22 protein-coding genes, 1 tRNA gene and 1 pseudogene are annotated in these 19,028 nt (G+C 60.0%); 16 read left to right on the top strand and 8 right to left on the bottom strand.

The window, feature by feature from the left end:
• Positions 1 to 39: 39 nt before the first annotated feature.
• From hisF to ACXR0M_RS10595, 6 genes are all read right to left on the bottom strand, one after another.
• Positions 40 to 810: an imidazole glycerol phosphate synthase subunit HisF gene (hisF, locus tag ACXR0M_RS10620; RefSeq protein WP_007909211.1), complete on the bottom strand. Its 771-nt coding sequence runs from the start codon at positions 808 to 810 to the stop codon at positions 40 to 42.
• A gap of 107 nt (positions 811 to 917) precedes the next feature.
• Positions 918 to 1,658, bottom strand: a complete 741-nt coding sequence (gene hisA / locus ACXR0M_RS10615; RefSeq protein ID WP_458831854.1) for a 1-(5-phosphoribosyl)-5-[(5-phosphoribosylamino)methylideneamino]imidazole-4-carboxamide isomerase — start codon at positions 1,656 to 1,658, stop codon at positions 918 to 920.
• A gap of 101 nt (positions 1,659 to 1,759) precedes the next feature.
• Positions 1,760 to 2,020, bottom strand: coding sequence for a DUF2164 domain-containing protein (locus tag ACXR0M_RS10610; protein ID WP_458831853.1), 261 nt, complete (start codon positions 2,018 to 2,020; stop codon positions 1,760 to 1,762).
• On the bottom strand, positions 2,021 to 2,659 hold the full coding sequence (hisH, locus tag ACXR0M_RS10605) for an imidazole glycerol phosphate synthase subunit HisH (protein WP_458831852.1): 639 nt from the start codon (positions 2,657 to 2,659) through the stop codon (positions 2,021 to 2,023). It lies immediately after the preceding gene.
• Entirely contained in the window at positions 2,659 to 3,252 is a 594-nt protein-coding gene (gene hisB, locus ACXR0M_RS10600) for an imidazoleglycerol-phosphate dehydratase HisB (RefSeq protein WP_007909204.1), read from the bottom strand. Before hisB ends, hisH begins: the two co-directional genes overlap by 1 nt.
• A gap of 272 nt (positions 3,253 to 3,524) precedes the next feature.
• Positions 3,525 to 5,189, bottom strand: a complete 1,665-nt coding sequence (locus ACXR0M_RS10595) for an OFA family MFS transporter (protein WP_458831851.1) — start codon at positions 5,187 to 5,189, stop codon at positions 3,525 to 3,527.
• Positions 5,190 to 5,508: 319 nt separating this feature from the next.
• On the opposite strand from ACXR0M_RS10595, the gene ACXR0M_RS10590 reads away from it, so the two are divergent.
• From ACXR0M_RS10590 to ACXR0M_RS10565, 6 genes are all read left to right on the top strand, one after another.
• Complete coding sequence (locus ACXR0M_RS10590) at positions 5,509 to 5,913, top strand: acetyl-CoA sensor PanZ family protein (protein WP_458831962.1); 405 nt, start codon at positions 5,509 to 5,511, stop codon at positions 5,911 to 5,913.
• A 78-nt stretch (positions 5,914 to 5,991) separates the two neighbouring features.
• Positions 5,992 to 8,217, top strand: coding sequence for an AsmA family protein (locus ACXR0M_RS10585; RefSeq protein WP_458831850.1), 2,226 nt, complete (start codon positions 5,992 to 5,994; stop codon positions 8,215 to 8,217).
• Positions 8,214 to 9,281 (top strand): A/G-specific adenine glycosylase, encoded by a 1,068-nt coding sequence (gene mutY / locus ACXR0M_RS10580; protein ID WP_458831849.1) that lies wholly within the window; start codon positions 8,214 to 8,216, stop codon positions 9,279 to 9,281. The genes ACXR0M_RS10585 and mutY overlap by 4 nt, the downstream gene beginning before the upstream one ends.
• A complete protein-coding gene (locus tag ACXR0M_RS10575) occupies positions 9,278 to 9,550 on the top strand; it encodes an oxidative damage protection protein (RefSeq protein WP_101156793.1) in 273 nt (90 codons plus the stop codon). Before mutY ends, ACXR0M_RS10575 begins: the two co-directional genes overlap by 4 nt.
• Positions 9,551 to 9,653: 103 nt before the next feature.
• Positions 9,654 to 9,729: transfer RNA gene (locus ACXR0M_RS10570), tRNA-Phe, on the top strand.
• 95 nt (positions 9,730 to 9,824) lie between these two features.
• Positions 9,825 to 10,298: a hypothetical protein gene (locus ACXR0M_RS10565; protein WP_458831848.1), complete on the top strand. Its 474-nt coding sequence runs from the start codon at positions 9,825 to 9,827 to the stop codon at positions 10,296 to 10,298.
• Positions 10,299 to 10,367: 69 nt separating this feature from the next.
• Here ACXR0M_RS10565 and ACXR0M_RS10560 read toward each other — a convergent pair whose 3' ends face one another.
• Positions 10,368 to 10,817 (bottom strand): carboxypeptidase regulatory-like domain-containing protein, encoded by a 450-nt coding sequence (locus ACXR0M_RS10560; RefSeq protein ID WP_458831847.1) that lies wholly within the window; start codon positions 10,815 to 10,817, stop codon positions 10,368 to 10,370.
• Between the two features lie 112 nt (positions 10,818 to 10,929).
• On the opposite strand from ACXR0M_RS10560, the pseudogene ACXR0M_RS10555 reads away from it, so the two are divergent.
• From ACXR0M_RS10555 to vapC, 5 genes and pseudogenes are all read left to right on the top strand, one after another.
• Positions 10,930 to 11,050: pseudogene (locus ACXR0M_RS10555) on the top strand (alpha/beta hydrolase); the annotation flags it as partial.
• Positions 11,051 to 11,078: 28 nt separating this feature from the next.
• A complete protein-coding gene (locus ACXR0M_RS10550; protein ID WP_458831846.1) occupies positions 11,079 to 11,492 on the top strand; it encodes a hypothetical protein in 414 nt (137 codons plus the stop codon).
• A gap of 6 nt (positions 11,493 to 11,498) precedes the next feature.
• Positions 11,499 to 11,951, top strand: coding sequence for a hypothetical protein (locus ACXR0M_RS10545; protein WP_458831845.1), 453 nt, complete (start codon positions 11,499 to 11,501; stop codon positions 11,949 to 11,951).
• A 164-nt stretch (positions 11,952 to 12,115) separates the two neighbouring features.
• On the top strand, positions 12,116 to 12,346 hold the full coding sequence (gene vapB / locus ACXR0M_RS10540; protein ID WP_458831844.1) for a type II toxin-antitoxin system VapB family antitoxin: 231 nt from the start codon (positions 12,116 to 12,118) through the stop codon (positions 12,344 to 12,346).
• Positions 12,346 to 12,756: a type II toxin-antitoxin system tRNA(fMet)-specific endonuclease VapC gene (gene vapC, locus ACXR0M_RS10535; protein WP_458831843.1), complete on the top strand. Its 411-nt coding sequence runs from the start codon at positions 12,346 to 12,348 to the stop codon at positions 12,754 to 12,756. Before vapB ends, vapC begins: the two co-directional genes overlap by 1 nt.
• 66 nt (positions 12,757 to 12,822) lie before the next feature.
• Here the strand turns inward: vapC and gabP are convergent, their stop codons facing one another.
• Positions 12,823 to 14,214 (bottom strand): GABA permease, encoded by a 1,392-nt coding sequence (gabP, locus tag ACXR0M_RS10530; RefSeq protein ID WP_458831842.1) that lies wholly within the window; start codon positions 14,212 to 14,214, stop codon positions 12,823 to 12,825.
• Between the two features lie 552 nt (positions 14,215 to 14,766).
• Here gabP and ACXR0M_RS10525 point away from each other — a divergent pair.
• From ACXR0M_RS10525 to ACXR0M_RS10505, 5 genes are all read left to right on the top strand, one after another.
• Entirely contained in the window at positions 14,767 to 15,540 is a 774-nt protein-coding gene (locus ACXR0M_RS10525; RefSeq protein WP_458831841.1) for an ABC transporter ATP-binding protein, read from the top strand.
• A gap of 13 nt (positions 15,541 to 15,553) precedes the next feature.
• Positions 15,554 to 16,303, top strand: a complete 750-nt coding sequence (locus ACXR0M_RS10520) for an ABC transporter substrate-binding protein (protein WP_458831840.1) — start codon at positions 15,554 to 15,556, stop codon at positions 16,301 to 16,303.
• A gap of 77 nt (positions 16,304 to 16,380) precedes the next feature.
• Positions 16,381 to 17,076: an ABC transporter permease gene (locus tag ACXR0M_RS10515; protein ID WP_458831839.1), complete on the top strand. Its 696-nt coding sequence runs from the start codon at positions 16,381 to 16,383 to the stop codon at positions 17,074 to 17,076.
• The gene (locus tag ACXR0M_RS10510; protein ID WP_003220713.1) at positions 17,073 to 17,762 is read left to right on the top strand and encodes an ABC transporter permease; all 690 of its coding nucleotides are present in this window, start codon (positions 17,073 to 17,075) and stop codon (positions 17,760 to 17,762) included. Before ACXR0M_RS10515 ends, ACXR0M_RS10510 begins: the two co-directional genes overlap by 4 nt.
• Positions 17,743 to 18,978: a methyltransferase gene (locus ACXR0M_RS10505; protein ID WP_458831838.1), complete on the top strand. Its 1,236-nt coding sequence runs from the start codon at positions 17,743 to 17,745 to the stop codon at positions 18,976 to 18,978. The genes ACXR0M_RS10510 and ACXR0M_RS10505 overlap by 20 nt, the downstream gene beginning before the upstream one ends.
• Positions 18,979 to 19,028 lie beyond the last annotated feature (50 nt).

The following is a 19,028-nucleotide window of genomic DNA, read 5'->3' as shown; positions in this document are numbered from 1 at the left end:
TGCCTTGGGTACGCCATGCTGTCCACTGGCCTGTACGGTTTAGCGCATCACGATGCCGCGTTTGGCCATATACGCTTTGGCTTCCTGCACGGTGTATTCGCCGAAGTGGAAAATACTCGCGGCGAGCACTGCGCTGGCGTGGCCTTCGAGAATGCCATCCGCCAGGTGCTGCAGGTTACCGACGCCGCCAGAGGCAATCACCGGAATGCCCAGCGCGTCGCTGATGGCGCGGGTCACGCCGAGGTCGAAACCGTTTTTCATGCCGTCCTGATCCATGCTGGTCAGCAGGATCTCGCCGGCGCCCAGGCCCTCCATCTTCTTCGCCCACTCGACCGCATCAAGGCCAGTCGGCTTGCGCCCGCCGTGGGTGAAGATTTCCCAGCGCGGGGTTTCGCCCGGCCCGGAAACCTTCTTCGCGTCGATGGCGACGACGATGCATTGCGAGCCGAAATGCTGCGCGGCTTCGCCGACGAACTCCGGGTTGAACACCGCTGCGGTGTTGATCGAGACCTTGTCCGCACCGGCATTGAGCAGGTTGCGAATGTCCTGCACGGTGCGCACGCCGCCGCCGACAGTCAGCGGGATGAACACCTGGCTGGCCATGCGCTCGACGGTATGCAGCGTGGTGTCGCGGCCATCGACGCTGGCGGTGATGTCGAGGAAAGTAATCTCGTCGGCACCCTGCTCGTCATAGCGACGGGCGATTTCCACCGGGTCACCGGCGTCGCGGATGTTCTCGAATTTCACACCTTTGACGACCCGGCCGTTGTCCACGTCCAGGCAAGGGATGATGCGCTTGGCTAACGCCATAAGACTTAATCTCCGATTAAGAAGCTTCAAGCTTCAAGCTGCAAGAAAGGGCCGATTGCGGTCGCGCTTCTAACTTGCAGCTCGCAGCTTGCAACTTGAAGCTGCTTTTATCTGGCCGCGTAGCCATCACAAAAAGCTTGAGCCTCTGCAACATCCAAAGTGCCCTCATAGATCGCCCGACCAGTGATAGCGCCGATGATGCCTGGCGCCTTGGCGTCGAGCAGCGTCTTGATGTCACCCAGATTGTGAATGCCGCCGGACGCGATGACCGGAATCTTCGTCGCCGCTGCCAGTGCTGCGGTGAACGGTACGTTGCAGCCCTGCATCATGCCGTCTTTGGCGATGTCGGTATAAACGATCGACGACACGCCATCGGCTTCAAACTGCTTGGCCAGATCAATGACTTGCACCGTGCTGATTTCAGCCCAGCCATCAGTGGCGACGAAACCGTCCTTGGCATCCAGACCGACGATGATCTTGCCCGGGAACGCACGGCAGGCCTGCGCGACGAACGCCGGATCCTTCACCGCTTTGGTACCGATGATCACGTAGCTCACGCCGGCCTTGACGTAGTGCTCGATGGTTTCCAGCGAACGGATGCCGCCACCGATCTGGATCGGCAGGTTCGGGTAGCGTTTGGCGATCGCGGTGACCACTTCGCCGTTGACCGGCTGGCCTTCGAACGCGCCGTTCAGATCGACCAGATGCAGACGACGGCAACCGCCCTCCACCCACTTGGCAGCCATGCTCACCGGGTCATCGGAGAACACCGTGGAATCTTCCATGCGGCCCTGGCGCAGACGTACGCAGGCACCGTCTTTGAGATCGATAGCGGGAATAATCAGCATGCTTTTTCCTTCGTCAAAAGAGCGGCAAGCTGCAAGCGACTAGCTGCGAGCATGCGGTGTACCAGTTCTTGCAGCTTGAAGCTTGCGGCTTGCAGCTGCTCCTAATTTTTTTCGAGCGCCCACAGGTCGCTTTCGATGCTTTCAAACCGCTCCTTGAGGTGGGTCTGCACATCGAAAATCGCCCTGTTGTAATAGTGCGGAGCGATGTCGCGGGTAAACAGCTCAAGAATTTCCGCCGCCTCGAACGAACCCAGGTCCAGTTCGAAACGCTCTTCCATGAACCGCTGGATCTTGCGATTGGCCTCGCTCTCCTGTTCGGGAGTGAGGGTCAGGATCGGCGGTTTGGTTTTCCTGGTGGCCATTTACCAGCGACCGTCCCACGCGGCGAAGTTCTGCAGCAATTGCAGGCCATGGGTATGGCTCTTCTCCGGGTGGAACTGCACGGCGAAACGCGAGCCGTCGGCCAGCGCTGCGGCGAAATCGACCCCGTAATGACCGCTGCCCACCACCTGCCGCGCGTTGGCGGCGGCGATGTAGTAGCTGTGCACGAAGTAGAAACGCGCCAGGTCCGGAATGTCGTGCCACAGCGGGTGATCGACCTTCTGCTGCACCTGGTTCCAGCCCATGTGCGGGACTTTCAGGTGCTCGCCGTCTTCATGCAGGTCTTTGCCGAAGAACTTCACCGCACCCGGAAACAGGCCGATGCAGTCGACGCCGTCGTTCTCTTCGCTGCTGTCGAGCAAGGCCTGCATGCCGACGCAGATGCCGAGAAACGGACGGTCCTGGCTGACTTCACGCACCAGCGAATCGAAACCGAGCCGGCGGATCTCCGCCATGCAATCGCGAATCGCGCCCACACCGGGAAATACCACACGGTCGGCTTCGCGGATTACGGCCGCGTCGCTGGTGATCAGCACCTTGCCGGCACCCACGTGCTCGAGGGCTTTGGCCACCGAGTGCAGGTTGCCCATGCCGTAGTCGATAACTGCAACCGTCTGCATTACAGAACGCCTTTGGTCGATGGCATTTGCCCGGCCATGCGCTCATCCAGCTCCACCGCCATGCGCAGGGCGCGGCCGAAAGCCTTGAACACGGTTTCGATCTGGTGGTGGGTGTTGGTGCCTCGCAGGTTGTCGATGTGCAGGCTGACCAGCGCGTGATTGACGAAGCCCTGGAAGAATTCCTGGAACAGGTCAACGTCGAAGCCGCCCACGGTGGCGCGGGTGTACGGCACGTGCATCTGCAGGCCTGGACGGCCGGAGAAGTCGATCACCACACGCGACAGCGCTTCATCGAGCGGCACGTAGGCGTGGCCGTAGCGACGGATGCCTTTCTTGTCGCCGATGGCTTTGGCGAAGGCCTGGCCGAGGGTGATACCGACGTCTTCCACCGTATGGTGGTCGTCGATATGCAGATCGCCCTTGCATTCGATATCCAGGTCGATCAACCCGTGACGGGCGATCTGATCCAGCATGTGCTCAAGAAAAGGAACGCCGATATCGAATCGGGCCTTTCCGGTGCCATCAAGGTTGATCGAGGCTTTGATCTGGGTTTCCAGAGTGTCGCGCTCGACAGACGCCTTACGTTCGGCCATCACCAGCTCCGCAAAATCATTGGGCGAAAAAGGCAGCCATTATAGGCACGCGGGGCGTAAACAGAAACACGAGAGGTGATATGGCTGACGGACAGAAGCCCCGGCTGTCGCGGGTAGACATGTCCATACAAGCCATGACAGGCAGCCGAAAACAAATGTGGGAGCGGGCTTGCTCGCGAAAGCGGTCGATCAGCCAACATTGCCGTCGACTGACACTGCGCCTTCGCGAGCAAGCTCGCTCCCACAGGGTCGGTGTTTATCCAGCTAACACCTTAGTGAAACAGGACCGCCGTCTTCTGCAAGGTCACCCACACACCCCACGCCAGCGGAATACCGACCACCAGCCACGCGGCGATCGCCAGCGGCTTGCTGCCCGGCGCGGCTTTCCACTCCAGCACGGTGCTGCTGTCGGCACCTTTGTCATGACCCAGTGCCTGTTCGGCAGCCAGTTCGGCGTCGGTCATGAAGTACTTGTCGGCCACCGGACGCACCATCAGGTTGCACAGGAAGCCCAGCACCAGCAAGCCGGCGAGGATGTACAGGGTGATGTCGTAAGCGGCAGCGCGTTCAACGCCAATGCTCAACTGATACTCACGCAGGTAGTTGACCAGCACCGGGCCGAGCACGCCGGCCGCCGCCCAGGCCGTCAGCAGACGCCCATGGATCGCACCGACCATTTGCGTACCGAACAGGTCGGCCAGATAGGCCGGAACGGTCGCGAAACCACCACCGTACATCGACAGGATGATGCAGAACGCCGCCACGAACAGCGCAACGTTGCCCAGGTGCCCCATGTTCGGGATCAGCGCGTACAGGGCAAAACCCAGGGCGAAGAACACGAAGTAGGTGTTTTTGCGTCCCAGGTAGTCCGAGAACGAAGCCCAGAAGAATCGGCCACCGATGTTGAACAGGCTCAGCAGACCGGTGAAACCGGCAGCAATCGCGGCAATCGAAGCCAGTTGCCCGGCATCGAGTTGACCAAACGGCACGTCAACGCCCAGCAGCTTGCCGCCGAACACTTCCTGCAGCAGTGGCGAAGCCATGCCGAGGATGCCGATACCGGCGGACACGTTCAGGCACAGCACCAGCCACACCAGACGGAATTGCGGGGTTTTCCACGCCACATTCACGTGCACGTGACGGTGGGTGATCATCGCGTTCGAGGCTTTCTTCGCCGGCGCGGTCCAGCCTTCAGGCTTCCAGCCGGTTGGCGGCACGCGGTAGGCCAGTGCGCCACCGATCATGAACACGAAGTAGATCGCGGCCATGGCGACGAAGCTCTGCCAGACGCCGACGCCGCTCGGCGAAGCGAAGTGGCTCATCAGCGCAGTGGCCAGTGGTGCACCGACCATCGCGCCGCCACCGAAGCCCATGATTGCCATGCCGGTGGCCATGCCGCGCTTGTCCGGGAACCACTTGATCAGGGTCGAAACCGGCGAAATGTAGCCCAGGCCCAGACCGATACCGCCGATCACGCCCGAACCAAGCCACATCAGCCAGATCTGGTGGGTATAAATACCCAGCGCCGAGATCAGCAGACCACCGCACCAGCACAATGCCGATACCACACCGGCCTTGCGTGGCCCGGCGTGTTCCAGCCAGCCACCCCAGATCGCTGCCGAGCAGCCGAGGAAGATGAAGAACAGGGTGTAGATCCAGCCGAGCATCGAGATCGGCCAGTCGCATTGCGACGAGAACACTTGTGCGATGAAGCTCATGTCCGGTGCGCAAGCCACCGGAGCGGTGACGCCCAGCGCCTTGGACAGCGGCAACCAGAACACCGAGAAGCCGTAGGCCATGCCGATGCACAGGTGGATGGCCAGCGCGGCCGGTGGCACCAGCCAGCGGTTGAAACCGGGTTTGGCGATGATGCGCTCCTTGGACAGGAACGCAGGCTGGTCGGCGCGAAGGCCGTCCGCCGTGATGCTTGTGCTCATGGTGTTTCCCCCAATTATTAGTATGGTTCGCCAGCCACTGCTCACCCTCGGCCTTTATGCACGCAGGCATGACCGTTTTTGTAGGTGAAGCTCCTTGATGGCGCGACGTTAAGTCGCAGAAGGACGGACGAACTGGCAAAGGTTACCATTTGCACGTGACAGAAAAACCAAACTGATATCACCTTTTTCGTGTCACCTGATCTTCTTACCTGTAGGAGCTGCGGAACGCTGCGATCTTTTGACCTTTTTTGAAATCGCCAGCATCAAAAGATCGCAGCCTGCGGCAGCTCCTACAGAGAGCCTCACAAATGGAAAAATCATGCCTGTCATCGTTCAAGTGCTTGAAGACGCCAGCTACCAGGATCAACAGGATCTGCAGAAAATCTATCGTGACGCCCCGCAATGGCTGTTCGCACCCTATTCCGGGGACTCTCAACTGATCGAAAGCTGCTTGGCTGACGGCTCTTTGATTGCAGGACGTTTCAATGATCGCCTGCTCGGTGCGGCGCGCCTGACAAGGCACGACGCGGTCTGGTACTTGTCGCATTTATGTGTGCGAAAAGTCACCCGGCGCCGTGGGGTGGCCGAGCGGCTGGTGAACCAAGCGCAGAAAATGGCGTCGCAAGCGGGTGCACAACTGCGCCTGCTGGCCCCTGCCGGACACCTTGAAACCCAGGCGCTGGCCGCAAAACTGCGGGTACCGCTGCAGGTCAGCGCTGAATGACGGTGTCCCGAACCGGGTGGATGCAGCGCTATACTCCCCGGCTAAATTACGAATTCGACTAACTACAAGGACTCGCCCATGAAAGCGTTCGGCAAAATCCTGGGTCTGGTGCTTCTCGGGCTGTTGCTGATCATTGTGGGAGCGGGCTTTGCCCTGACTCACCTGTTTGATCCCAACGACTACAAAGAAGAAATTCGCCAGATAGCCCGCGACAAGGCCCACATCGAGCTGACGCTCAATGGCGATATCGGCTGGAGCCTGTTCCCGTGGCTCGGCCTGGAACTGCATGAGGCCAGCGTCGCCACGCTGATCAATCCGACCGAACCCTATGCCGATCTGCAAATGCTCGGCCTGTCGGTGCGCGTGCTGCCGCTGTTGCGCCGCGAAGTGCAGATGAGCGACGTGCGGGTCGAAGGCCTGAACCTGCGCCTCAAACGCGACAAGAACGGCCACGGCAACTGGGAAGACATCGGCAAGCTGCCGCCTCCCGCCACGCCCGCCGGCAGCCCGACGCCCGCCAGCGCTCCCGCTGCAGAGGCCACCGCCCAGCCGGAAAAACCGCCGCAGCCAATCCGCCTCGACATCGACAGCCTGACCGTCAACAACGCCCGCGTTGAATACAACGACGAGCAGACCGGCAAGCAGTACAGCGCCGAAAGTATTCAACTGAGCACCGGCGCGGTACACGATTCGACCAATATTCCGCTGAAAGCCACCGCGTTCCTCAGCACCAATCAGCCGGTACTGCGCGTGCGCACCGAGCTCAACGGTGAGCTGCGCATCGAGCGCGCCCTGCAACGCTACAAGTTCGAAGACATGAAATTGTCCGGTGAACTGACTGGCGATCCGCTGCAGGGCAAGGCCATGACCTTCTCCGCACAAGGCCAGGTTTTGCTGGACAAAGCGGCGAACATCGCCGAATGGACCGGTATCAAGATTTCCGCCAACCAGTTGCGCGCGCTCGGCGAGCTGAAGGCCAACAACCTCGACAAGACCCCGCAGATCACTGGCGGCCTCTCGATCGCCCAGTTCGATCTGGCGAAATTCGTCGACAGCATCGGCCAGACGCTGCCAGCGATGGCGCCCGGCAGCCTGAGCAAGGTCGAGCTGGTCAGCCGCATCGCCGCCACGCCAACCAGCGTCGCCTTTGACAATATCAACCTGAAACTCGACGACAGCAGCTTCAGCGGGCGCATTGCCGTGGAAGATTTCGCCAAGCAGTCGCTGCGCGCGATCCTCAAGGCTGACACGTTCGACGTCGACCGCTACCTGCCGCCGAAATCGGACAAGGCGAAAAACGCCACACAAGCGCGTCAAGCCGAAGTCGCCAGCACCGAAGCCGATGCGATGGCCGGTGCCGGTTCCACGCCGCTGCCGGACAAGCCGAGCAAAAGTGCCTGGAGCACCGAGCGCCTGCTGCCAGTCGAACGCCTGGCCAAACTCGACGTCGACGCCGATCTGAGCTTCGGCCAACTGACCCTCGACAAACTGCCGATCCAGAACGCTGCACTCAAAGCCACCGGCCAGGGCGGCCTGCTGACCCTGGAGAACCTGCGCGGCGGTCTGTATAACGGCGACTTCGAAGCCAAGGGCACCCTCGACGTGCGCCCGAGCGCGCCAGTGTTGAATCTGCAAACCCGGATCAATCGCGTGCCGGTGGAGAAAATCCTCGAAAGCCAGGGCAAGAACCCGCCCGTCAAAGGCTTGGTGACGCTGACCAGCAGCATCACCGGCAGCGGCAACAGCCAGCAGGCGCTGATCGATACCCTCAACGGCAACGCCAGTTTCGTGATCAACAACGGCGTGCTGCTCAACGCCAACCTTGAACAGCAACTGTGCAAAGGCATCGCCACCCTGAACCGCAAAACCCTCAGCGGCGAGCCGCGCGGCAAGGACACGCCGTTCCAGGAACTCAAGGGCAACCTGACTTTCCGTAACGGCGTCGCCAGCAACCCGGACCTGAAAGTGCGCATACCGGGCATGAGCATCAACGGTGACGGCGACATCGACCTGCGCGTGCTGGGCATGGATTACCGTGTCGGCATCATCGTCGAGGGGGACACCAGCGCCATGCCGGATCCGGCCTGTCAGGTCGGCGAGAAATTCGTCGGCATCGAGTGGCCGCTGCGCTGCCGTGGTCCGCTGGAACTGGGGGCCAAGGCCTGCCGCGTGGACAACGAACGCCTGGGTCAGGTCGCAAGCAAAATGGCCGGCGACAAGCTCAGCGAGAAGATCGATGAAAAACTCGGCGACAAGGTCAGCCCGGAATTGAAAAACGCATTGAAGGGGCTGTTCAAGCGATGACAGCCGAGCAGTTTTCCACGGCGGTGCTGGAATGGTTCGACCGCCACGGCCGCCACGATTTGCCTTGGCAGCAGGACATCAATCCGTATCGGGTGTGGGTCTCGGAGATCATGTTGCAGCAGACTCAGGTCAGCACCGTGCTCAATTACTTCGAGCGCTTCATGACCGCGCTGCCGACGGTGCAAGCGCTGGCCGAAGCACCGGAGGACGAAGTCCTGCACCTGTGGACCGGGCTCGGTTACTACACCCGCGCACGCAATCTGCAGAAGACCGCGAAGATCGTCGTCAGCCAGTACGGCGGCGAGTTTCCCCGCGACGTCGAAAAGCTGACGGATCTGCCGGGCATCGGCCTGTCCACCGCTGGCGCAATCGCCAGCATCAGCATGGGCCTGCGCGCGCCGATCCTCGACGGCAACGTCAAACGCGTTCTGGCGCGTTTTACTGCGCAAGAGGGCTACCCGGGTGAACCGAAGGTCGCCAAACAGCTGTGGGCCAGCGCGGAGCGTTTCACCCCGCACGATCGGGTCAACGCCTACACCCAGGCAATGATGGATCTCGGCGCCACACTGTGCACCCGCAGCAAACCGAGCTGCCTGCTGTGCCCGCTGAAAAGCGGCTGCGAAGCGCACATGCTCGGCCTGGAGACGCGCTACCCGATCCCCAAGCCGCGCAAAGCCATTCCGCAAAAACGCACGCTGATGCCGATGCTGGCCAATGGCGAAGGCGCGATTCTGCTTTATCGCCGCCCGTCCAGCGGCCTGTGGGGCGGTTTGTGGAGCCTGCCGGAACTCGACGACCTCGACGATCTGCAACATCTCGCCGCGCAGCACTCGCTGACCATGGGCGAGCAGCAGGCGCTGCCAAGCCTTGTCCACACCTTCAGCCACTTTCAGTTGTCCATCGAACCCTGGCTGGTTCAAGTGCAGGAGGCCAGCCATCACGTGGCCGAGGCCGACTGGCTCTGGTATAACCTCGCCACCCCGCCGCGCCTGGGCCTCGCCGCCCCGGTCAAAACCTTGCTCGAACGCGCGGCCGCCGTCTTGAATGCAGGAGAGTCGCCATGACCCGCACCGTAATGTGCCGCAAGTACAAAGAACAACTGCCCGCGCTGGAACGCGCTCCTTTCCCGGGCGCCAAAGGCCAGGACATCTTTGACCACGTCTCGGCCAAGGCCTGGGCTGACTGGCAGAAACACCAGACCCTGCTGATCAACGAAAAGCGTCTGAACATGATGAACGCCGAAGACCGCAAATATCTTCAGGGCGAAATGGACAAGTACTTCTCCGGCGAGGAATACGCCAAGGCCGAAGGCTACGTTCCGCCTGCAGAGTAAACCCTGCAAATCGGGGCTCGGATCGTAAGCGACGGAATTAATTTAAGAAATTTTAAAAAATTCGTTGACGGAACCCTGAAAAACGCTTTTAATGCGCCCCGTTGCCCAGATAGCTCAGTCGGTAGAGCAGGGGATTGAAAATCCCCGTGTCGGCGGTTCGATTCCGTCTCTGGGCACCAAATACCGAAAACCCTGAATCGCAAGATTCAGGGTTTTTTTATGCCTGCGATTTGATGGCGACTCAATCCGGCCTTTTGCGCCGCCAGTAAACCCCGTGAATCCTTCCGGCACATCACGATGTCTTGATCGCGCACTGAGCTATCGGCGTCGACGGGTTTCGGCCAACGGCAATCCGCGCTACTTTGGCCGCACCTTAAGGAAGAAGGTCATCCACTCGATGAATCAGAAACGAACCCGCGTACCCCTGCCCCATCCGCCGCCCTATCGCCAGAGCCGGATTTCATTCTGGCTGATGGTTCTCGTCGGCGTATTGATCGCCTTCCTTATCGGCGCATCGATATACCTGATTGCTCACAGCCTGAGCAGCGGCTCGATCACCACCTGGAACCGCTCGGGTCCGCGTCACACCTACACCCTCGCGCTGCAACCGCGAATGTTCTGGTTCGAGATCGTGTCGCAGTGCGTCGGCACTGTGTTCCTGATAGCCGTCGGCTGGATCGGATTATGGATGCACCGGATGGCACGAGAGCCCAGTGACAAAAAGAACGGCAAGCGCGCGCAGCGGTAACAGGGCGTTGATGGCATCACAAAAGGCGCGGGCTGTGGTGCCCGCGCACGATTTTCCAACGCACCAAAGTTATCCCGCGTCATTCCAGTGGAATACCAGATTGCGTGCAGTGCCGCTGCCAACGTCTGTCACATCGCGCCGCGTTTCGCCATTGCGAGTGGCGATCACCGTGTACTTGCCGGGCGGCAATTGCACGTACACCAGCGGCCCCGTCCGGGTGAGGGTCAGTACGGTTTGTCCGGTCGACTTTTGAATCAGCACATCGACATCAGCGGTGTACTGATCTTGTGCACCCACAGCGAAGGTCATGTGCAGGTTGTAACCGATGGATTGTTGAATGGCTTTTGACTCGTCCAGACCGATCCCTCCGGCCAGGTAGTTGACGCCGTTTTGCTGCTGTTGCCGGACTTGCACGCCGGCACTGTCGACCGGATCCAGGCTGGCAGCCTGCAGCATCGCCGGAAATACCAATGCGGCAACCGCTGCAATGGGTAGCAGCAATGATAGAACGCGTTTCATGAGCACGACTCCCGGGCTCTTGCAGAGCCCAACCGTTACTCCTTGTTTGATCCGGCCAGAGAAGCATGTGTTTTAGAATGATTGGAGCTTGGCCAAAGTCCGAAAGTGACTGATTCGACATTTCGCCTTTTTTCGCAGCGCATACCAAGCCACACTATGGCCCATCGCTCCGACCTGACTGCACCGGCGAGCTGGCCCCCGACACACCCGGGCGGACAGTGCCGCGCAGCTGAGCCCTTTCAACGTACGACGGAACACACCATGGCCTCCGCCAACAAGCAGCAAAAACGCGCCGCCCGGGCCAAGACCAAGGCCAGGCAGAACCGCACCAAACGCGCCGAGGCACCGGTCGAACTGGACCCGAACGATGACCGCATCGATTTCGAGTCAGTGGACCTGACCGAGCTGTTCAAGAAAATGATCGACGCCGAGAAGATCAGCCAGCAAGCGATGTGCACCGCGTTCCTCGAAGATCCGCTGCTGGAGCTGGTGTACGAGCAGGAAGGCGAAGAGGGCGCGATGGATTTCATCCTCGCCGCGCTGATCGAGTATCGCCAGTGGTCGCAGGAAACCGACGAGGCCGGCGCGCTGGCCTGGATCGAATCCCCGGCCTTCCAGGCTGACTATGTGGCCGCGTCCGACGCGATCGCCGCCCAAACCCAACCGAAGAACTGAGTTCCCATGGCATCCCTGAACAAGCAACAGAAACGCGCCAAACGCGCCAAGGCCAAAGCCAAGCAGATCCGCATGGTCGGCCGCAAACCGCTGGAACAGGACGACGACCTCGGTCATCTGGCCGAGCCGATCCCGGACTACACCTTGGCGATGTTCAGCAAAATGCGCGATGCCGAAGCCGTCAGCCGCAACGAGATGCTGCTGACGCTGCTGCGCGAACTGGCGTTCATCATCGTTGACCACCCGGAACTGCTGGACATGGAAAACGCTGAAAACGAAGGCATGGCCGCCACCCACCTGGCCGCCGACATGCTGATCGACTACCGCATGTGGGCCGACGGCATGGACATCGAAACCGCCCAGGCCTGGCTCAGCGAGCCGCAGTTCATCACCGATTTCGGGATTGCGCTGGATACTTATGGCAAGTCGGTGGACACGCAGGAAGACAAGAGCGAATAAACCCCGCTCACCAACAAAAACGGCCGCTCGTCATCACTGACAGCGGCCGTTTTTGCTCGGACTCCTTGATTGCCCTTCGTCCGATGAAAATGTATATCCCGTTGACATATCCAATGCACAACTTATCCTTGATCTCCTACAGGAACAGACTTGGGAGTTCAAATATGGAACAGACCACAATTTTCATGAGCAATAGAAGTCAGGCAGTTCGGTTGCCAAAAGCAGTTGCGATGCCCGGCGATGTTAAACGAGTAGAAGTCATTGCGATTGGCAGAACACGCGTTATCACGCCTGCTGGAGAAAGCTGGGATAGCTGGTTTGATGGCGACAACGTCACCCCTGATTTCATGGCTGACCGTGAGCAACCCGCGGATCAGGAGCGCGAGTCGTTCTGATGATCAAATACATGCTGGATACCAACATCTGTATCTTCACCATCAAGAACAAACCACAAATTGTCCGGGGAGCTTTCAATCGACACTCCGGGCAGTTGTGCATCAGCGCTATCACTCTCATGGAGCTTATTTACGGTGCTGAAAAGTCAGCATCTCCAGAAAAGAATCTTGCGGTTGTAGAAGGGTTCGTTGCGCGCTTGGAAGTCTTACCCTTCGACAATGACGCAGCAGCACAGACCGGGATGATTCGCTCTGAACTCGCGAAAGCGGGGACACCGATTGGGCCGTACGACCAAATGATCGCAGGTCACGCCCGGTCACTTGGACTTATCGTGGTCACGAACAATGTGCGGGAATTTGAACGCGTTTCCGGATTGCGTATTGAGGACTGGGTTCATCCAATTGATTAACGCTCCCTAATAAAAACGGCCGCTCGTCATCACTGACAGCGGCCGTTTTGCATTACGCGCTACGGATCAGCTCAACACCACCGCACCACGCTTTTCCATCTTCCGACGGCGTGCCACCAGCAGGCCGGTAGCCACCACCATAAGGCTCAGCAGGCCGGTCGCGAGGATTTCCACGCGGTGGGCTTCCTGGAACAGCATGATGGTCAGGGCCGCGACGATGAAGATGATCACCGCGTAGGTCAGGCCCGGAAACAGCCACATGCTGAATTCGATTTTCTCGCCACGGGCAATCCGCTGTTTGCGCATGCGCAGTTGCGAGAACGCGATCACCAGGTACACCAGCAGCGCGATGGCGCCGGAGCTGGCCAGCAGGAATTCGAACACCGCCGCCGGCGCCACGTAGTTGGCGAAGGTGCACAGGAATGCCGCGCCGGTGGACAGCATCACCGCCCAGTAAGGCGTGCCGCTTTTGTTGGTGCGGGTCGACATGGCCGGTGCATCACCGCGCTTGCCGAGCGAGAACAGCATGCGCGACGAAGTGTACAGCGCCGAGTTCAGGCAACTGGTCACGGCAACCAGAACCACGATGTCGACGATCATTTTCGCGTTAGGAATGCCCATGCGTTCCAGCACGGTCTGGTAGGAGCCCAGGTTAGCCAGCGCAGGATCGTTCCAAGGCACCAAGGCAACGACGATGAAGATCGACACGAGGTAGAACAGGCCGATCCGCCAGATCACCGAGTTAGTGGCCTTGGAGATCTGCTTGCCCGGGTTCTTCGATTCTGCGGCCGCAATGGTCACGATTTCGGTGCCCATGAACGAGAACATCGTAGTGAGGATCGCGCCCAGTACCGCGCCCATGCCGTTAGGCAGGAAGCCGCCGGAATCAAACAGGTGCGAAACACCGCTGACCTGACTGGTCGGCAGGAAGCCGAACACTGCCGCGAGGCCCAGGGCGATGAAGCCGATGATCGCCAGCACTTTGATCAGGGCGAACCAGAACTCGAATTCACCGTAGTTTTTCACGCTGAACAGGTTGGTCACTGTGAGAAGCATGGTGATGACCAAAGCAAAGGCCCAGATGTCGACGCCCGGGAACCACGCGTGGAGGATGGTCGCGGCGGCGTTGGCTTCCAGCGGGATCACCAATACCCAGAACCACCAGTACAACCAGCCGATGGTGAAACCGGCCCAATGCCCGATGGCACGGTCGGCGTAAGTCGAGAACGAACCGGTGTCGGGAGACGCGACGGCCATTTCACCGAGCATGCGCATGACCAGTACCACCAGGGTACCGGCGGCGGCGTAAGCCAGCAGCACGGCAGGGCCGGCGGCAGCGATCGCGTGGCCGGAGCCAACGAACAGACCGGCGCCGATAACACCGGCGATCGACAACATGGTCACATGACGCGGTTTGAGCCCCTGTTCGAGGCCATTGGAGCTTGGAGAACTGCTCATCGGAACTACCTTTGCGAGGAAAGCGATTGCGTCCGTCCTGTCTGGATTTCCTTCTCGTAAAAAGAAACCAACGGGGCGTTCCAGATTCTGCACGCAATAAATGCGCCAAAATGTTTCAAAGTCTTCTGGCCCGCGGTTTTGCTCGCGACCGGACAGTCATCGTAAGTCCTTAAAGTTAATGGCAATTTGCCAAAGCGTTACCCTGCGACCCACTTTTAAAACGAACGAGCGCACCAGAAACACACGGAAAAAGTGTGGGATGCACAATAAAAGGGCAAATCCGGAACGTTCGGCCGGATAGCGCTTCCAACACCCCGCCAAAGCTGGCAACATCGCGCCTTTTTTTACGCGACACCCACGGGTTTGCATGATCAAACACCCGTTCGGTTGTTGATGGGGCGACAGTCTGCTGTGCCGATGCGACAACCTGCCACAGGCCATCCGCTTACCGCTCGTAGCGCTGTTGGCTGCCATTGAAACGCTATGCTAGCGTGGCCGCCTCGTCAGGAAGGCCCGCCAACAGCAGGAGCGCAACATATATGAGGAACGCACATGGCTGAGGCCACGCCCGCGCTTGAAATCCGCAACTTGCACAAACGCTACGGACAGCTTGAGGTGCTCAAAGGCATCTCGCTGACCGCCCGCGACGGCGATGTGATCTCGATCCTCGGTTCCTCCGGTTCCGGCAAGTCCACGTTCCTGCGCTGCATCAACCTGTTGGAAAACCCGCATCAGGGGCAGATTCTGGTGGCCGGTGAAGAGCTCAAGCTCAAGCCCGCCAAAAATGGTGAGCTGGTAGCCGCCGACAGCAAACAGATCAACCGCCTGCGCTCCGAGATTGGTTTTGTGTTTCAAAACTTTAATCTGTGGCCGCACATGAGCGTGCTCGACAACATCATCGAAGCCCCGCGCCGTGTGCTCGGCCAGAGCAAGGCCGAGGCGATCGAAGTTGCCGAAGCGCTGCTGGCCAAGGTCGGCATTGCCGACAAGCGCCACGCCTATCCGTCACAGCTGTCCGGTGGTCAGCAACAGCGCGCGGCGATCGCCCGTACGCTTGCGATGCAACCGAAGGTGATTCTGTTCGACGAGCCCACCTCCGCCCTTGACCCGGAAATGGTTCAGGAAGTACTTAGTGTCATCCGCGCACTGGCCGAAGAAGGCCGCACCATGTTGTTGGTGACCCACGAAATGGGCTTTGCCCGTCAGGTCTCCAGCGAAGTGGTGTTCCTCCACCAGGGGCTGGTGGAAGAACAAGGATCGCCTCAGCAGGTGTTCGAAAACCCGCTTTCGGCGCGCTGCAAACAATTCATGTCCAGCAACCGCTAACGGAGCAACATGCATGCAGAATTTTAAAAAGGTCTTCCTGGCCGCCGCCGTCACCCTCGCGTTCAGCGCCGGTGCCATGGCCGAGACCCTGAAGATGGGCATCGAAGCGGCTTACCCGCCGTTCAACAATAAAGACGCCAGCGGCAACGTGGTCGGTTTCGACAAAGACATCGGCGACGCCCTGTGCGCGAAGATGAAAGTCGAATGCACGGTGGTCACTTCCGATTGGGACGGCATCATCCCAGCGCTGAACGCCAAGAAGTTCGACTTCCTGATCTCCTCGCTGTCGATCACCGAAGAGCGCAAGGGCGCGGTGGACTTCACCGACCCGTACTACTCGAACAAGCTGCAGTTCATCGCGCCGAAAAACGTCGACTTCAAAACCGACAAGGACTCGCTCAAGGGCAAGACCATCGGTACCCAGCGCGCCACCCTCGCCGGTACCTGGCTTGAGGACACCTACGCCGATGACATCAAAGTCAGCCTCTACGACACCCAGGAAAACGCCTACCTGGACCTGACTTCCGGTCGCGTCGACGCAATCCTCGCCGACAAGTACGCCAACTACGACTGGCTGAAAAGCGAAGCTGGCAAGAATTACGAGTTCAAAGGCGATGCAGTCGTTGAAAGCGACAAGATCGGCATCGCTGTGCGCAAAGGCGATCCGCTGCGTGAGAAGTTGAACGCCGCGCTGAAGGAAATCGTCGCCGACGGTACCTACAAGAAGATCAACGACAAGTACTTCCCGTTCAGCATCTATTGATCTGACCTGTGGGACTGGCGCCGTGATGCAGCGGCGCCGGCTCCCGACTTTGCCTGCCGCAATTTGAACAGAAATCCATGATTATCGACCTCTACGGATTCGGCCCGGCCCTCGCTGCCGGTGCGCTGATGACCGTCAAACTGGCGCTGACAGCCCTGTGCCTGGGACTGGTGCTCGGTCTGCTCGGCGCCTTGGCCAAGACGTCCCCGTACAAGCCGCTGCAGTGGCTTGGCGGTACTTATTCGACTTTGGTGCGCGGTGTCCCGGAATTGCTCTGGGTGCTGTTGATCTACTTCGGTACGGTCAACCTGATGCGCAGCCTCGGTGAGTTCTTCGGCAACCCCGACCTGCAACTCAGCGCCTTCGCCGCTGGCGTCATTGCGCTGGGCCTGTGCTTCGGCGCCTATGCCACGGAAGTGTTTCGTGGCGCGATCCTCGCCATCCCCAAGGGCCATCGTGAAGCCGGCGTGGCGCTGGGCCTGTCGAAAGGGCGGATCTTCACCCGGCTGATTCTGCCGCAGATGTGGCGCATCGCCCTGCCGGGCCTGGGCAATCTGTTCATGATCCTGATGAAAGACACTGCGCTGGTGTCGGTGATCGGCCTCGAAGAGATCATGCGTCACGCGCAGATCGGCGTAACCGTCTCGAAACAGCCATTCACCTTCTATCTGGTGGCGGCGGTCATGTACCTGGGCCTCACCGTGCTGGCGATGAGCGGCATGCACTTACTGGAAAAACGCGCCGCTCGCGGCTTCACGAGGAGCGCGTCATGAACTGGGAAGTGATCATCAAGTGGCTGCCGAAGCTGGCACAAGGCGCGACCCTGACCCTGGAGCTGGTGGCGATTGCCGTGATTGCCGGTCTTTTGCTGGCGATTCCGCTGGGCATCGCCCGCTCTTCGAAGCTGTGGTACGTGCGCGCCCTGCCCTACGCCTACATCTTCTTTTTCCGTGGCACGCCGTTGTTGGTGCAATTGTTCCTGGTCTACTACGGCCTGGCGCAGTTCGATGCGGTGCGCAGCAGCGCGCTGTGGCCATACCTGCGCGATCCGTTCTGGTGTACCACCGCGACCATGACCCTGCACACCGCGGCCTACATCGCCGAGATCCTGCGCGGTGCAATCCAGGCGATTCCGCCCGGGGAAATCGAGGCGGCGCGGGCACTGGGCATGTCCAAACCCAAGGCGATGTTCTACATCATGCTGCCGCGTGCCGCGCGCATCGGCCTGCCGGCGTACAGCAACGAAGTGATCCTGATGCTCAAGGCCAGCGCACTGGCGAGCACCGTGACCCTGCTGGAACTGACCGGCATGGCCCGCACGATCATCGCCCGCACCTACCTGCCGGTGGAAATCTTCTTCGCCGCCGGCGTGTTCTATCTGCTGATGTCCTACGTGCTGGTGCGCGGCTTCAAGCTGCTGGAGCGCTGGCTGCGCGTCGATGCCTGCCAAGGGCGCTGAAACTTCCCACGTGCTGACGGGCGAGGAGCTACTCGCCCGCTTCACCGCGCTGGATGCTTTTTTGATTGAACATCAGGCGCTGTGGAAACCTCGGCCGTTCACTCATCTTTCGCTGCCATGGGAAACCGCCTACGCCGACTTGGCTTCGTGGCTACGCGGGCGGTCGCTGGAAGATGCAGAGCGCGCACACAACCATCCTGCAGATCTGATCGATGCCCCGGAGCCGTTCGCTTCGCTGGCGGCGTTGGCGGCTGAACTGAGCGCAGTCGGTGAGTTGCCGGGGCATACGCTGGAAGCTGCCGGGCATCGCTTGAATGTCGACGTTCCGGGGCGCAAGTGGCAACAGATCGAAGCGTTCGCCAGCCGGTTGTCTTTTGCCTCTGAACCAAGGCATTGGCTGGATTGGTGTTCGGGCAAGGGGCATTTGGGCCGACGTCTGTTGGCTGCAGGACAACAACTGACTTGCGTTGAGTACGACCCGGCGTTGGTCGCCAGCGGTGAGGCGCTGAGTCAGCGTCACCATTTGCACGCCTTGCATGTCGAGCAGAATGTGCTGGCCGCAGACGCCGCAAGCGTTCTGAGCGCGCAACACACTCCCGTCGCCCTGCACGCCTGCGGGGATCTGCATGTGCGCTTGATGCAACTGGCAAGCGCTGCCGGATGTCAGCAGATGGCTATTGCTCCGTGCTGCTACAACCGGATCAACCGCAGCAACTACCAGGCATTGTCCTCAGCAGGTCTGCGATCCGCCCTACAGCTGTCGCTCGAAGATCTGGCGCTGCCCATGAGCGAAACCGTCACCGCCGGTGCTAGAGTCCGACGTCAGCGTGACACGTCGATGGCCCGACGTTTGGCTTTCGACTTGCTGCAACGGCAAGTGCGCGGCATCGATGAATACCTGCCCACGCCATCCCTGCCCAGCGCTTGGCTGGACAAGCCCTTCCCTGACTACTGTCGCGATCTGGCCGCGCTGAAAGAGTTATCCACAATGGGCACGCCAGACTGGCAGGCGCTGGAAGCCGCCGGTTGGCAGCGGTTGGCCGAAGTTCGCAACCTTGAATTACTCCGTGGATTGTTCCGACGGCCGCTGGAGCTTTGGCTGAACCTTGATCGAGCGATTTTCCTCAGCGAACAGGGATACGTCGTACGCCTCGGTACCTTTTGCGATAGCTCGCTGACCCCGCGCAATTTTCTGCTGCTGGCGGAACGCAGGTAAATTCTTTACAGCCTGTGGATAACTCTGTTGATGGTTTTTGCGTGGATCCA

The organism is Pseudomonas sp. Eth.TT006 (assembly GCF_054456575.1).
Note: the sequence above shows the minus strand (reverse complement) of the source record. Positions and strands in the feature narration are given on the sequence as shown.

Bases quoted from the DNA above. Each gene is read 5' to 3' on its own strand.
- ACXR0M_RS10515 (WP_458831839.1), top strand. From the start codon at position 16,381: ATGATTATCGACCTCTACGGATTCGGCCCGGCCCTCGCTGCCGGTGCG.
- ACXR0M_RS10545 (WP_458831845.1), top strand. From the start codon at position 11,499: ATGGCATCCCTGAACAAGCAACAGAAACGCGCCAAACGCGCCAAGGCC.
- ACXR0M_RS10575 (WP_101156793.1), top strand. From the start codon at position 9,278: ATGACCCGCACCGTAATGTGCCGCAAGTACAAAGAACAACTGCCCGCG.
- ACXR0M_RS10520 (WP_458831840.1), top strand. From the start codon at position 15,554: ATGCAGAATTTTAAAAAGGTCTTCCTGGCCGCCGCCGTCACCCTCGCG.
- ACXR0M_RS10550 (WP_458831846.1), top strand. From the start codon at position 11,079: ATGGCCTCCGCCAACAAGCAGCAAAAACGCGCCGCCCGGGCCAAGACC.
- hisH (WP_458831852.1), bottom strand. From the start codon at position 2,659: ATGCAGACGGTTGCAGTTATCGACTACGGCATGGGCAACCTGCACTCG.
- mutY (WP_458831849.1), top strand. From the start codon at position 8,214: ATGACAGCCGAGCAGTTTTCCACGGCGGTGCTGGAATGGTTCGACCGC.
- hisA (WP_458831854.1), bottom strand. From the start codon at position 1,658: ATGCTGATTATTCCCGCTATCGATCTCAAAGACGGTGCCTGCGTACGT.
- hisB (WP_007909204.1), bottom strand. From the start codon at position 3,252: ATGGCCGAACGTAAGGCGTCTGTCGAGCGCGACACTCTGGAAACCCAG.
- ACXR0M_RS10560 (WP_458831847.1), bottom strand. From the start codon at position 10,817: ATGAAACGCGTTCTATCATTGCTGCTACCCATTGCAGCGGTTGCCGCA.
- ACXR0M_RS10590 (WP_458831962.1), top strand. From the start codon at position 5,509: ATGCCTGTCATCGTTCAAGTGCTTGAAGACGCCAGCTACCAGGATCAA.
- hisF (WP_007909211.1), bottom strand. From the start codon at position 810: ATGGCGTTAGCCAAGCGCATCATCCCTTGCCTGGACGTGGACAACGGC.
- ACXR0M_RS10510 (WP_003220713.1), top strand. From the start codon at position 17,073: ATGAACTGGGAAGTGATCATCAAGTGGCTGCCGAAGCTGGCACAAGGC.
- ACXR0M_RS10505 (WP_458831838.1), top strand. From the start codon at position 17,743: ATGCCTGCCAAGGGCGCTGAAACTTCCCACGTGCTGACGGGCGAGGAG.
- vapC (WP_458831843.1), top strand. From the start codon at position 12,346: ATGATCAAATACATGCTGGATACCAACATCTGTATCTTCACCATCAAG.
- ACXR0M_RS10525 (WP_458831841.1), top strand. From the start codon at position 14,767: ATGGCTGAGGCCACGCCCGCGCTTGAAATCCGCAACTTGCACAAACGC.
- ACXR0M_RS10585 (WP_458831850.1), top strand. From the start codon at position 5,992: ATGAAAGCGTTCGGCAAAATCCTGGGTCTGGTGCTTCTCGGGCTGTTG.
- ACXR0M_RS10595 (WP_458831851.1), bottom strand. From the start codon at position 5,189: ATGAGCACAAGCATCACGGCGGACGGCCTTCGCGCCGACCAGCCTGCG.
- ACXR0M_RS10610 (WP_458831853.1), bottom strand. From the start codon at position 2,020: ATGGCCACCAGGAAAACCAAACCGCCGATCCTGACCCTCACTCCCGAA.
- gabP (WP_458831842.1), bottom strand. From the start codon at position 14,214: ATGAGCAGTTCTCCAAGCTCCAATGGCCTCGAACAGGGGCTCAAACCG.
- vapB (WP_458831844.1), top strand. From the start codon at position 12,116: ATGGAACAGACCACAATTTTCATGAGCAATAGAAGTCAGGCAGTTCGG.